12 protein-coding genes are annotated in these 12,627 nt (G+C 69.1%); 7 read left to right on the plus strand and 5 right to left on the minus strand.

Annotated features, from left to right (window positions below):
• The first annotated feature begins 72 nt into the window (after positions 1-72).
• The 6 genes from LOZ83_RS10750 to pknB are packed head-to-tail and all read left to right on the plus strand — an operon-like array spanning position 73 to position 8,086.
• A complete protein-coding gene (locus LOZ83_RS10750; protein WP_236790279.1) occupies positions 73-540 on the plus strand; it encodes an FHA domain-containing protein in 468 nt (155 codons plus the stop codon).
• Positions 537-1,898: a PP2C family serine/threonine-protein phosphatase gene (locus LOZ83_RS10755; protein ID WP_236790280.1), complete on the plus strand. Its 1,362-nt coding sequence runs from the start codon at positions 537-539 to the stop codon at positions 1,896-1,898. Before LOZ83_RS10750 ends, LOZ83_RS10755 begins: the two co-directional genes overlap by 4 nt.
• Positions 1,898-3,382 (plus strand): FtsW/RodA/SpoVE family cell cycle protein, encoded by a 1,485-nt coding sequence (locus LOZ83_RS10760; RefSeq protein ID WP_236790281.1) that lies wholly within the window; start codon positions 1,898-1,900, stop codon positions 3,380-3,382. Before LOZ83_RS10755 ends, LOZ83_RS10760 begins: the two co-directional genes overlap by 1 nt.
• Positions 3,379-4,848 (plus strand): penicillin-binding protein 2, encoded by a 1,470-nt coding sequence (locus tag LOZ83_RS10765; protein ID WP_236790282.1) that lies wholly within the window; start codon positions 3,379-3,381, stop codon positions 4,846-4,848. The genes LOZ83_RS10760 and LOZ83_RS10765 overlap by 4 nt, the downstream gene beginning before the upstream one ends.
• Positions 4,849-4,851: 3 nt before the next feature.
• Positions 4,852-6,018, plus strand: a complete 1,167-nt coding sequence (locus tag LOZ83_RS10770) for a serine/threonine-protein kinase (protein WP_236790283.1) — start codon at positions 4,852-4,854, stop codon at positions 6,016-6,018.
• A gap of 37 nt (positions 6,019-6,055) precedes the next feature.
• Positions 6,056-8,086: a Stk1 family PASTA domain-containing Ser/Thr kinase gene (gene pknB, locus LOZ83_RS10775; protein ID WP_236790284.1), complete on the plus strand. Its 2,031-nt coding sequence runs from the start codon at positions 6,056-6,058 to the stop codon at positions 8,084-8,086.
• Between the two features lie 75 nt (positions 8,087-8,161).
• Here the strand turns inward: pknB and LOZ83_RS10780 are convergent, their stop codons facing one another.
• From LOZ83_RS10780 to LOZ83_RS10790, 3 genes are read right to left on the minus strand one after another with little or no spacing between them, the layout of a single operon-like run.
• Positions 8,162-8,797: a hypothetical protein gene (locus LOZ83_RS10780; protein WP_236790286.1), complete on the minus strand. Its 636-nt coding sequence runs from the start codon at positions 8,795-8,797 to the stop codon at positions 8,162-8,164.
• Positions 8,794-9,561, minus strand: a complete 768-nt coding sequence (locus tag LOZ83_RS10785; RefSeq protein WP_236790759.1) for an ATP-binding cassette domain-containing protein — start codon at positions 9,559-9,561, stop codon at positions 8,794-8,796. Before LOZ83_RS10785 ends, LOZ83_RS10780 begins: the two co-directional genes overlap by 4 nt.
• A gap of 5 nt (positions 9,562-9,566) precedes the next feature.
• On the minus strand, positions 9,567-10,208 hold the full coding sequence (locus tag LOZ83_RS10790; RefSeq protein WP_236790288.1) for an aminodeoxychorismate/anthranilate synthase component II: 642 nt from the start codon (positions 10,206-10,208) through the stop codon (positions 9,567-9,569).
• 111 nt (positions 10,209-10,319) lie between these two features.
• On the opposite strand from LOZ83_RS10790, the gene LOZ83_RS10795 reads away from it, so the two are divergent.
• A complete protein-coding gene (locus tag LOZ83_RS10795) occupies positions 10,320-11,636 on the plus strand; it encodes an FAD-dependent oxidoreductase (RefSeq protein WP_236790760.1) in 1,317 nt (438 codons plus the stop codon).
• Here LOZ83_RS10795 and LOZ83_RS10800 read toward each other — a convergent pair.
• Positions 11,623-11,784, minus strand: a complete 162-nt coding sequence (locus tag LOZ83_RS10800; protein ID WP_236790290.1) for a hypothetical protein — start codon at positions 11,782-11,784, stop codon at positions 11,623-11,625. The genes LOZ83_RS10795 and LOZ83_RS10800 overlap by 14 nt on opposite strands.
• Positions 11,785-12,627, minus strand: coding sequence for a class E sortase (locus tag LOZ83_RS10805; RefSeq protein ID WP_236790291.1), 843 nt, complete (start codon positions 12,625-12,627; stop codon positions 11,785-11,787).

Here is a 12,627-nt window from a genome sequence, read left to right on the forward strand (position 1 = left end):
TGACGTCGGCGGGGCACCGTGGCGCACCGGCGTCACGGGTGGGAGTACAGAAGGCGGGAGCTGACACAACAGGTGCCAGAGCTGGTCGTTCAACTCACCAGGGTGGGCTTTCTGATCCTGCTCTGGTTGTTCGTGCTGGCCGCACTCCGCGTGGTGCGGTCTGACCTGTACGCGGCCTCCGGGCTGAAGGTGGCCATCCCCGGCCTGCGCCGGGGCAAGGACAAGCAGCGCCCGAGGGGGTCGGGTAAAACACCCCGTCAGCTCATCGTGACGCACGGTGTGCTGGCCGGGACCCGGATCGCGCTGGACGGCCGCCCGATCACGATCGGGCGGGCCGACGACTCGACGCTCGTGCTGGACGATGACTACGCCTCGACCCGGCACGCACGCATTTCGCTGCGCGGCGCGGACTGGTACGTGGAAGATCTGGGATCCACAAACGGGACTTACCTCGACCGGGCTAAGGTCACTGCACCCCTCCGAGTTCCACTCGGTGTCCCCATCCGGATCGGCAAGACGGTGATCGAGCTTCGCCCATGACACTCGTTCTTCGCTACGCAGCCCGCAGCGACCGTGGCCTGGTGCGTTCGAGCAACCAGGACTCCGTGTACGCGGGACCGCGTCTACTCGCACTCGCCGACGGCATGGGCGGCCATGCCGCGGGTGAGGTCGCCAGCAAAGTCGTCATCGCGTCCCTTGCCTCGCTCGACGACGACGAGCCGGGCGACGATCTGCTGTCCCAGCTGAGAGAGGCGGTGTCGGGCGGCAACGCGGCGATCTCCGAGTTGGTGGCCAACGATCCCGATCTCGACGGGATGGGCACCACCCTGACCGCCATGCTGTTCTCCGGCTCGCGGCTGGGCATGGTGCACGTCGGCGATTCGCGCGCCTACCTGAACCGCAACGGTCAGTTCGCGCAGATCACCCGTGACGACAGCTTCGTCAACGAACTGCTCGAACAGGGCCGGATCACCGCCGACCAGGCCGCGACCCACCCGCAGCGCTCACTGCTGCTGAAAGCGCTTACCGGGCACGAGGTGGAACCGAGCCTGACCGTGCGCGAGGCGCGCGCCGGTGATCGCTACCTGCTCTGCTCGGACGGGCTGTCCGGCATGGTGAGCGACGAGACCCTCGCGGAGGCGATCCAGATCCCGGACCCGCAGGCCTGCGCGGACCGGATGATCGAGCTGGCGCTCAAGGGCGGCGGCACCGACAACGTCACGGTGATCGTGGCCGACGTGGTGGACGTCGACTTCGGCGAGGACGCCCCGATCGTCGGCGGCGCCGCCGGCGACGGCAGCGACGACTACAACCACCAGGGCGACTCCCCCGCGGCCCGCGCCCGCGCGCTCACCGCGCCCCCGCCGCCACCGCCGATGACCGAGCCGCCGGTGGACCCGAAGCTCAAGCGCCGCAAGCGCTGGCGCTGGTTCGTCGGCATCCTGCTGGTGCTCGTGCTGCTGGCCGCGGGCGGCATCGCGACGCGCTACTTCGTGCTCAGCCAGTACTACGTCGGCGAGGGCGCCGGCAACGAGGTCGCGGTCTTCCGCGGCGTGCCGGGCAGCATCCTCGGTATCCAGCTGCACCAGCAGGCCGAAGGCTCGTGCCCGCCGGGCAGTTCGCTGTGTGACGTGCTGACCGTGCCGCAGCTGCAGCAGGACGCGCAGAACGCCGTCCGCAACGGGGTCAAGAAGGACTCCCTGCAGGCCGCGCGCGACTACATCAACAACTTCCTGCGGTACAAGACGCTCAAGGACTGCTCGACGCAGACCACGACGACGACCCCGACGACCACACCGCCCGGCGAACCGCAGCAGAGCACCGCCCCGGCGGCGCCGGGCACCGGGCTCCCGGGCACCGACTGCCAGACGACGACCCCGCCGGGCGGCGGTGGTTGATGAGCCAGCCCGCGTCACCCGACTCCGCAGCCGCGATCTATCAGACCAACCCGCAGCGGGAGCTGCCGACGCGGCGAGGGACCGAGCTAGCCATGCTCGGGTTCGCAGCGTTGATCGTCACCTGCGCGTTCGTTCTGGTCCAGGCCAACCAGGAGCAGGAGCTCTCCTTCTCGATCATCTGGTACGGCTTGGCCTATCTCGCGCTGTTCGGGGTCGCACACCTGGCGGTCCGCCGCTGGGCGCCGTACGCGGATCCGCTGATCCTGCCCAGCGTCGCCCTGCTCAACGGCATCGGCCTGGTGATGATCTACCGGATCGACCTGGCGATGACGGAACGGGCGACCCAGAGCGGCAACGACTACACCTCGGCCGCGCCCAAGCAGGTCCTGTTCACCGCACTCGCGCTCGCGTTGTTCCTCGCGGTGCTGATCCTGGTCAAGGACCACCGCACGCTGACCCGGTACGGCTACACCTGCGGCCTGATCGGGCTGGTGGCGCTGGCGCTGCCGGCGATCCTGCCCGGTTCGCTGTCCGAGGTGAACGGCGCCAAGGTGTGGATCAAGCTGCCGTTCTTCTCGATCCAGCCCGGCGAGTTCGCGAAGATCCTGCTGACGATCTTCTTCGCCACCTTCCTGGTGGCCAAGCGCGACCTGTTCATGATCGCGGGCAAGAAGGTCTTCGGGGTCGAGCTGCCGCGCGCACGCGACCTCGGCCCGCTGCTCATCGCCGCCGCGGTCTGCCTGCTGGTCCTGGTGTTCGAGAAGGATCTGGGCACCTCGCTGCTGTTCTTCGCGATCGTGCTGGTGCTGATCTACATCGCCACCGAGCGCGCGATCTGGGTGGTCACCGGGCTCGCGTTCTTCGTCGTCGGCAGTGTCATCGCGTACAAGCTGTTCACGCACGTGCAGCAGCGGGTGGCGAACTGGATCGACCCGCTGGCCACCTACTACGACGCGGGCGGCGGCTACCAGATCGCGCAGGGCCTGTTCGGGCTGGGCACCGGCGGGGTCGGCGGCACCGGGCTCGGCGCTGGCCGGCCCGACATCGTGCCGGAGGCCAACACCGACTTCATCACCGCCGGGCTCGGCGAGGAGCTCGGCTTCGTCGGGCTGGCCGCGATCCTGATGGTGTACCTGATCCTGGCGACCCGCGGCATGCGCAGCGCGCTCGCCGTCCGCGACACGTTCGGCAAGCTGCTCGGCTGCGGCCTGTCCTTCTCGATCGTGATGCAGGTGTTCGTGATCGTCGGCGGGGTGACGAAGCTGATCCCGATGACGGGTATCACGACCCCGTTCCTGTCCTACGGTGGTTCGTCGTTGCTGGCCAACTACATCCTGGTGGCGCTGCTGCTGAGGATCTCCGACGCGGCCCGCCGGCCCACCGCCAAACCGCGCCCGAAGGCGCCGCAGCAGCAGGCTCCGCTGGCCGAAGCGCACACCGTGCTGGTGCGGCCGCCGAGTGCCGAACAGGGGGGTGCCGAATGAACAAGCCCATGCGGCGCGTCGGCATCGCCATGCTGGTCATGGTGGTGCTGTTGCTGGCCAACGTCACCTACATCCAGGTGGTCAAGGCCGACAGCTACCGCACCGACTCACGCAACCAGCGAGTGCTGCTCGACGAGTACGCCCGCCAGCGCGGCAGCCTGGTCTCGCAGTTCAACGGCCAGGTGCTGGCCGACGTGGTGCCGACGGACGACAAGCTGAAGTTCCAGCGCCGGTACCTCAACGGCCCGATGTACGCGCCGGTCACCGGCTACTACTCGTCGCGCTACGGCTCGGCCGGGCTCGAACGGTCCGAGGACGACATCCTCACCGGCTCCGACCCGCGGCTGTTCGTGCGGCGGCTGTCGGACATGGTCACCGGCCGGGATCCGCGCGGTGGCAACGTGCAGCTGACCATCAACCCGGCGGTCCAGCAGGCCGCGTACAACGCGATGATGGCCAAGGGTTACACCGGCGCGGTCGTCGCGATGAACCCGAAGACCGGCGAGATCCTCGCGATGGTCTCGACCCCGTCGTACGACCCGAACGCGCTGGCCTCGCACGACGGCACCGCGCAGGGCGACGCCTGGAAGACGTTCACGAACGACCCGAAGAACCCGATGCTGAACCGGGCGATCTCGGAGACCTACCCGCCGGGCTCGACGTTCAAGCTGGTGGTCGCGGCGGCGGAGCTGGAGAGCGGCGCAGCCCCGTCCACCCCGGTGAGCAACGCGCCGAACGTGCTGCTGCCCGGCACGAACACGACGCTGGAGAACTACGGCGGCGAGGTCTGCCCCGGCAACACGTTCGCCGACGCGCTCGCGCACTCGTGCAACGTCCCGTTCGCGACGTTCGCCGGCCAGCTGGGCGCGGACAAACTGCGCGAGACCGCGGCGAACTTCGGCATCGGCCAGACCGATCTGGTGATCCCGACGAAGGTCGTGCCGTCGAGCCTCGGCGCGCTGGACTCGACCGCCGCGCTGTACCAGAGCGGCATCGGGCAGCGCGACGTCCGGCTCACCCCGCTGCAGGACTGCCTGCTGTCCGCGACCGTCGCCAACGGCGGCATGGCGATGCGGCCGCAACTGGTGAAGAAGCTGCTCGCGCCGGACCTGTCCGACCTGGAGGGCTTCACGCCGGAGAAGCTCACGGGCACGCCGGCACTGTCGTCGTCGAACGCCCAGATCCTCAAGCAGATGATGGAAGCGTCGGAGGACAACACCAAGGGCGGCGGCAAGAAGGCGAACATCAAGATCGCCTCCAAGACGGGGACCGCCGAGCACGGCAGCGACCCGAAGAACACGCCGCCGCACGCGTGGTACACCGGGTTCGCGCCGGCCGACGACCCGCAGATCGCGGTCGCGGTGATCGTCGAGTCCGGTGGTAACCGTGGTCTGGAGGCCACCGGTGGCACCGTCGCCGCCGAGATCGGCCGGGCCGCGATCAACGCGCAGCTCGGGGGTGGGTAGCGAATGCTGTCCACGGGTCAGCTGGTGGCGGAGCGCTACCGTCTGGTCAGCCGGATCGCCGTCGGCGGGATGGGCGAGGTCTGGCAGGCCAGTGACACCCGGTTGGACCGCATCGTCGCGGTGAAGGTGCTCAAGGCGGAGCTGTCGGGTGACGCCGAGTTCCTGCACCGTTTCCGGACCGAGGCGCGGACGACGGCTTCGCTGAACCATCCCGGGATCGCCGCCGTGCACGATTACGGTGAAAGCGCCACTGGGGACGATTCGATCGCGTATCTGGTCATGGAGCTCGTCGAGGGCGAGCCACTGGCCGGCATCCTCGCGCGCGAAGGACGGCTGGCCGCGGACCGGGTGCTCGACATTCTCGAGCAGGCGGGCCGGGCGCTGCAGGCCGCGCACGAACGTGGTCTGGTGCACCGCGACATCAAGCCCGGCAACATCCTCGTCACGCCCACCAACACGGTCAAGATCACCGACTTCGGCATCGCGAAGGCGGCGCACGCCGCCCCGGTGACCAGGTCGGGCATGGTCATGGGCACGGCCCACTACATCGCGCCGGAACAGGCGCTCGGTCACGACGCCGAGCCGGCCAGCGACGTGTACTCGCTCGCCGTCTGCGGTTACGAGTGCCTGACCGGGCACCGGCCGTTCCTGTCGGAGCATTCGGTCACGGTCGCCATGATGCACATCCGCGATCTGCCGCCACCGCTGCCGCCGGACGTGCCGCCGGGTGCGCGGGCGCTGGTCGAGGCGACACTGGTCAAGGATCCAAGGCAGCGCTACCGCACCGGCGGTGAGTTCGCGGCCGCCGTCGCCGCGGTCCGCGCGGGTCATCCGCTGCCGGCGCCCTCCGGTCTCGTGCAGTCCTATGTATCGAACCGGCCGGTCGGGCCGATTTCACATCCGGTGATGCAACCTGTGGCGCCCCCGATGGGTCATCCCAGTGGGGTGGTGCCGGTTTCGCCCCCGATGCCGCGGCGGCGGAACCTGACGGCGCTGTGGGTGGTTCTGGCCATCCTCGTCGTGGGGCTCGTCATCGCGGCGGCGCTGCTGCTGCCGCGGCTGCTCGACAAGCCGAACGCCCCGGCGCAGCCGGGCCACGTCGGCACCAGCGATCTGGTCCCGGGCCGGGACCAGACGCCTCCCACCGAACAGAAGACCTACGGGGCATGATGAGTACACCTTGGACGGAATGGACAGGCTTTCTCCGATGAGCGCACCCCGACTGCTCTCCAACCGCTATGAACTGGGCGACACGCTTGGCTACGGCGGCATGTCCGAGGTCCACCACGGCACCGACGTCCGCCTCGGGCGTGAGGTCGCGGTCAAGATCCTTCGTGCCGACCTGGCCAGGGACCCGCAGTTCCAGGAGCGCTTCCGCCGCGAGGCGCAGAACGCCGCGGCACTCAACCACCCGGCGATCGTCGCCGTCTACGACACGGGCGAGACCCAGACCGAGTACGGCCCGCTGCCCTACATCGTGATGGAGTACGTCAACGGCCGGACGTTGCGGGACATCGTCAAGACCGAAGGCCCGATGTCTCAGAAGCGGGCCATGGAGGTCATGGCCGACGTCTGCGCGGCGCTCGACTTCTCGCACCGGCACGGCATCGTGCACCGGGATGTCAAGCCGGCCAACATAATGATCACCAACCACGGCGCGGTCAAGGTGATGGACTTCGGTATCGCCCGCGCGATGCACGACGGCCAGGCCGCGATGACGCAGACAGCCGCGGTGATCGGTACCGCGCAGTACCTTTCGCCGGAACAGGCCCGCGGCGAGGGTGTGGACGCCCGGTCGGACGTGTACGCCGCCGGGTGCGTGGTGTACGAGCTGATCACCGGCGAGCCGCCGTTCACCGGTGATTCGCCGGTCGCGGTGGCGTACCAGCATGTCCGGGAGGACCCGAAGGCACCGTCGTCGGTGAACCCCGCGGTGTCCCCGGAACTGGACGCGATCGTGTTGAAGGCGCTGGCGAAGGGTCCGGCGAACCGGTACCAGTCGGCGGCCGAGATGCGCTCGGACATGGTGCGCGTGCTGTCCGGGCAGCGCCCGTCCGCGCCGATGGTGATGACCGCCGACGAGCGCACCCAGGTGATGAACGGTGGTGGCCCGCCCGGGCACGCGGCGGACTACGAGGAGTACAGCGACGGCTACGGCGACGAGAACCCGGCCGGCCGCCGGCGACGGCGCGCGTGGACGGCCGTGATCTTCACGGTGATCGGGCTGGCGCTGATCGCGTTCATCGCGTGGCTGGCCGGCGCGTTCGACAGCAAGCCCGCGACGGCGGCGGTGCCCGACGTGAAGGGGCAATCGCAGAACGTCGCGATGGATACCTTGCGGAACAAGGGATTTACGAAGGTCACGCCCGTATCCGTGTCGTGCAAGCTGCAGGAGAACGGAACGTCGGCGTGCACCCCTGACCAGATCGGCCAGGCCCTGAAAACGGACCCGGCCGCCGGCGCCACGGTGGTCACGTCGACCGAGATCAAGCTGAGCGTCGGGGCCGCGCCGGCAAAGGTGACTGTGCCGGATCTGAGCGGCAAGAGCCAGGACGAGGCGAAGGCGGCGCTGCAGGGCGTCGGGCTGTATCTCGACCCGAACGTGCTGCAGGTCGATGTGACCGACTCGAACCAGTACGGCAAGGTGATCAAGCAGAGCGTCGGGGCGAACACCACGGCCGACGAGGGCACCACGGTGACGATCACCGTCGGCAAGACGAAGAACATGGTCGACATCACCGACTACACCGGTCAGCAGGCCAGTGTCGCGGAGTCCCAGCTGAGGTCGGTCGGGTTCAACGTGTCGAAGCAGTCCCAGGCGTCGGACAAGCCGCAGGGCACGGTCGTCAACCAGAAGCCGAACGCCGGCCAGGCGCCCGAAGGCAGCACGGTGGTGCTGTTCGTGTCGGACGGTTCGCAGCAGCAGATCGCGATGCCGGATCTGACCGGGCTGAACCAGAACGAGGCGATGGCGAAGCTCCAGCAGGCGGGCTGGGACGGTCAGGTGAACTACCAGGCGGACCGGATCAACGATCGGGACAAGGAAGGCCTGGTGACGCGCACCGCGCCGACCGCGGGCACGCAGATCGCGAAGAACCAGCAGATCACGGTGTTCATCGGCGAGACAAGCGGCCCCGGTGGTGGCGGTACCAGCACCAGCACCACGTCGACCCCGACGTCCACCAGCCGCGGCGGCGGCATCTTCCCACCCGGCGGCCAGCCGGGTAACGGCGGCTGATCGGTTTGTGTTCTTGGTGAGGCCAGGTTCCCTTCGGGGACCTGGCCTCACTGCTGTCCGGAATCCGCGACTGAGTCAGGTGCGGCGGTCGAAGACGACAGCGACGGCCACCGCGCTGAGGGTCAGGAGCACGGCTGACACCACGGCGCCGACGAGGACCGGGACGGTCGCCGGGTGGCCGGAGGACATTGCACGCAGCATGGGGTTCAGGAGCGGGATCCACCGCACCAGCAGCACCACGACGAGGGCCGCCAGCGCGGTCAGCACCGTGTAGCCGATCCGCGGGACCAGCAGCCGCGAGCAGGGCAGGCCGATGGCGATACCCACGCACACCGTCGCCAGGTGGGCGAGCACGCCGAGACCCAGGGTGCCCGCCGCGTATCCGCCGTGCCGGGCCAGGGACCATCCCAGCGAAATCACCGTCAGCACCGCGCAGCACGACAACACCGAAGACACCACGCCGCCGACCAGTTTCCACAATCGCCGCGCGTGCACGCGGGTGATCAGCCGCTGGACCGGGTCCTCGGCGTCGACCAGCGCGATCGTCAGCCAGCACGACACCACGGTCAGCGCGCCGGCGCTCACCGCGAGTTCGGGCACAACCGGCGCGTCCGGGTCGGTGTACAGGATCGCGAGCAGCACGGCGAAAGCGAACGACGGCGGCAGCCATCGCTGCGAATGCGCGAGCAGCGCCAGCTGGTACCGGATCATCGCGCCACCGCCAGCACAGACCAGCCGCGCTGCAACGCGTCGAGCAGCACCTTGTCGGCCCGCTCGGTCGGGACCGCCAGCTCGACCTGGTCACCGTCCCGTGCCACCGCTTCCGGCCACGGCACGTCTCCGTTGCCACGCAACAGGATTCGCACGGTCGGCGTCGACTCCCGCAGGACCCCGCCACCGATCCGCAGGACCCGCGAAGCATGCCGCTGGGCGAGTCCCTCATCGTGCGCGGTGAAGACCACGCTCGCGCCGCGCTCCCGGGTTTCCGCGATCAGCTCGCCGAGCACGCCGTGCGCGGCCGGGTCCAGGCCGGACCACGGTTCGTCGAGCACCAGCAGTTCCGGGTCCGTCAGCAGCGCCTGCGCGAGACCGACCTTCTGCGCATTGCCCTTCGACAGCTGCTTGATGGGTGCGCGCGGACCGCCGGCCAGGGCCAGCCGCTCCAGCAGCGCCGCCGCGCGGGTGTCCACATCGGACACCCGGCTGATCCGGCCCAGGTTGCGCAGGTACGCGAGCGCGCTCATCCGGGTCGACGCGGGGAAACGGTCCGGCATGTACCCGATCGACGGCGTGCCCGCGATCGTGCCGAACGATGGCCGTGACACCCGCGCGAGGATCCGCAGCAGCGTCGACTTCCCGGACCCGTTCGTGCCCACGATGCCGATCACCGCACCGCGCGGGACTTCCAGATCGATCCCGGTCAGCACGAGGCTGTCCCGGCCGTAGCGCTTACCGACTCCGCCGAGCCGGATCAGCGCGGTCACGCAACCGCGGCCTTCTGCAACGCCTCGACCTGGCGTACCAGATCATCCACAATGGACTCTTCGACCGGGTGCCCGGCCGCGGCCAGCCAGTTCGCCAGCATCCGGTGCCCGCGCTCGGTCAGCACCGACTCCGGGTGGAACTGCACGCCTTCGACCGGCAGCTCCCGGTGCCGCATCCCCATCACGACGCCGGATTCGGTGCGCGCGGTGACCTCGAACTCGGCCGGGATCGTCTCGGGCAGCACCGTCAGCGAGTGGTAGCGGGTCGCGGTGAACGGGTCGGGCAGCCCGGCCAGCACGCCGTGACCCTCGTGGCGCACCTGAGAAGTCTTGCCGTGCAACAACTCCGGCGCCCGGTCGACCGTCGCCCCCCAGGCCACGCCGATCGCCTGGTGCCCGAGGCACACCCCGAGCAGCGGCGTTTCCGTGTCGGCACAGCGGCGGACGACGTCGATGCTCTGCCCCGCACGCTCCGGCGTGCCCGGCCCCGGCGAGACCAGCACCCCGTCGAACTCCGCGACGCGATCGAGATCGACGACGTCGTTGCGCCACACCGTGCAGTCGGCGCCGAGCTGCGCCAGGTACTGCACGAGGTTGTAGACGAAGCTGTCGTAATTGTCGACCACCAGCACGCGCATGGCGCCAAGACTACCTATCCCAGGGCATGGACCGTACGGCAGATCACAGTGCCGGTTAGGGTCACCTTACTTTACCGTCGAAGAGTGAGCCGATCCCTCCGTGTCGCGATCGTGGGCGCCGGTCCTGCCGGCATCTACGCCGCCGACCTCCTCGACAAGTCCGAAGCCGAGGTCAGCGTCGATCTCTTCGAACGCATGCCGGCTCCGTTCGGCCTGATCCGCTACGGCGTGGCACCCGACCACCCGCGCATCAAGGGCATCGTGACCGCGCTGCACAAGGTGCTCGACCGGCCCGGCATCCGGCTCCTCGGCAACATCGACTACGGCACCGACGTCAAGCTCGACGACCTGCGCGAGTTCTACGACGCGGTCGTCTTCGCGACCGGCGCGATGAGCGACCGCGCGCTCGACCTGCCCGGGATCGACCTGCCGGGCAACTTCGGCGCCGCGGACTTCGTGTCCTGGTACGACGGGCATCCCGACGTGCCGCGCACCTGGCCGCTGGAGGCGACCAGTGTCGCCGTGCTCGGCGTCGGAAACGTCGCCCTCGACGTGGCCCGCATCCTGGCCAAGACCGCCGATGAGCTGCTGACCACGGACATCCCGCCGAACGTCTACGAAGGTCTGAAGGCCAGCCCGGTCACCGATGTGCACGTGTTCGGCCGTCGCGGTCCGGCGCAGGCCAAGTTCACCCCGCTCGAGCTGCGGGAGCTGGACCACTCGCCGAACGTCGAGGTCATCGTCCACCCCGAGGACATCGAGTTCGACGACGGTTCGATGGCGGCCATCCGCGAGTCGAAGCAGGTCGACATGATCGTGAAAACCTTGCAGGAGTGGGCAATTCGCGACCAGGGCGACCGGCCGAAGCGGCTGCACCTGCACTTCTTCCACGCACCGGCCGAGATCCTCGGCGACGCCCGGGTCAGCGGGCTGCGCACGGAACGTACCGTGCTGACCGGTGACGGCAACGTCCGCGGCACCGGCGAATTCCACGACTGGAACGTCCAGGCCGTCTACCGCGCGGTCGGTTACCTGTCCTCGCCGCTGGCCGAAATCCCGTTCGAGCACGCGACCGGCACCGTGCCCAACGCGGGCGGCCGGGTGCTGGACATCGACGAGAACCAGCTGCCCGGCGTGTACGTGACGGGCTGGATCAAGCGCGGCCCGATCGGCCTGATCGGGCACACCAAGGGTGACGCGGCCGAGACGATCGCGAACCTGCTCGCCGACGCGGACTCGCTCGCGCGGCCGAAGCACGAGGACCCGGACGCGATCCTCGCTTTCCTTGCCGAGCGCGACATCCCGTTCACGACTTGGGACGGCTGGGGCCGGCTCGACGCGCACGAACGCGCACTCGGCGAGCCGCAGGGCCGCGAGCGGGTCAAGGTCGTCGAGCGCGACGAGATGGTGCGCGTCAGCCGCCGTTGACCGACACGTGGTTGAACGGCAGCAACGGGTCCGCCCAGGGGAAGACCACGAACAGCAGCAACGCGACCACCGCCGCGATCAGCACTGCCGCGAGCACCAGCTTCGCGGCCAGTGGTCCCGGCAGGTGGCGCCAGATCCAGCCGTACATCTACGCCTCCCCGATGGCCTGCAGCAGCTGGGCGTAGGTGGCGCCCGGCGTCTTCGGGAACTGGTTGGTCAGCACCGCGTGCACGATCAGCCGCTGCCGGTCGGAGAACTGCGGGTGGCAGGTCGTCAGCGTGAGCAGCGCGACCTGTTGGGCCGGGGCGAGCACATCTGTGGTGTGGTGCGGCACCGGAGCGACCACGTCGCCTTGCGTGGGATAGACGATCTCGCGACCGGTGGTCTGGCCGTACGGTCCGCCGTCCGGCGCGTTCGTTCGCAGCGTTCCGACCTTCGCGCACTGCGGCTGCTTTCCCTTGCCGGAAGCCCAGTTCGCGGTCTCGTCGGCATGTGGCAGCACGCGGTACACGAAGAAGTCGGTCTGGGTCTCGACGACGATCGCGTCGCACGAGTTCAGCAGGTCGAGGTCGTTGAACGGGGCGCCCTTGCCGACCCGGTGCCCGGCGATCGAGAAGTTGCCGGGCTCACCCGGCAGCGCGGTGCCCTTGTAGTGCCCGGGACCGACTTCGAGCGCGGCCGCGTCGGTGCCCTCCTGGATCGTGAAGTGGTAGTCCGCGCCGAAGCTGGGGATGTACAGCTTGGCGAACGCCTTGCCGTCGATCAGCTCGGGATGCAGCTCGCGGCCGGGATCCTGGGACCAGTCGTGGTCCAGGTCGGCGGATGCGGTGGCTTGCTTCTGCGCGGAGAAGATGTCCGTCACGTACAGCTCGTAGACGACGAACAGCAACACGACGAGACCAGCGGTGATCAGTAGTTCCCCGACCGTCCGGACCGCCTTCGCGCCGGGCCCGGGCGATGACTTTCGTGGTGGTGCGTCCAGGATCGCCAC

Source organism: Amycolatopsis sp. GM8 (genome assembly GCF_021653975.1).
Classification (GTDB): domain Bacteria; phylum Actinomycetota; class Actinomycetes; order Mycobacteriales; family Pseudonocardiaceae; genus Amycolatopsis_E.

Coding starts and splice junctions, on each gene's coding strand:
- LOZ83_RS10765 (WP_236790282.1), top strand. CDS start 3,379: ATGAACAAGCCCATGCGGCGCGTCGGCATCGCCATGCTGGTCATGGTG.
- LOZ83_RS10800 (WP_236790290.1), bottom strand. CDS start 11,784: ATGTACGGCTGGATCTGGCGCCACCTGCCGGGACCACTGGCCGCGAAG.
- LOZ83_RS10755 (WP_236790280.1), top strand. CDS start 537: ATGACACTCGTTCTTCGCTACGCAGCCCGCAGCGACCGTGGCCTGGTG.
- LOZ83_RS10790 (WP_236790288.1), bottom strand. CDS start 10,208: ATGCGCGTGCTGGTGGTCGACAATTACGACAGCTTCGTCTACAACCTC.
- LOZ83_RS10760 (WP_236790281.1), top strand. CDS start 1,898: ATGAGCCAGCCCGCGTCACCCGACTCCGCAGCCGCGATCTATCAGACC.
- pknB (WP_236790284.1), top strand. CDS start 6,056: ATGAGCGCACCCCGACTGCTCTCCAACCGCTATGAACTGGGCGACACG.
- LOZ83_RS10780 (WP_236790286.1), bottom strand. CDS start 8,797: ATGATCCGGTACCAGCTGGCGCTGCTCGCGCATTCGCAGCGATGGCTG.
- LOZ83_RS10770 (WP_236790283.1), top strand. CDS start 4,852: ATGCTGTCCACGGGTCAGCTGGTGGCGGAGCGCTACCGTCTGGTCAGC.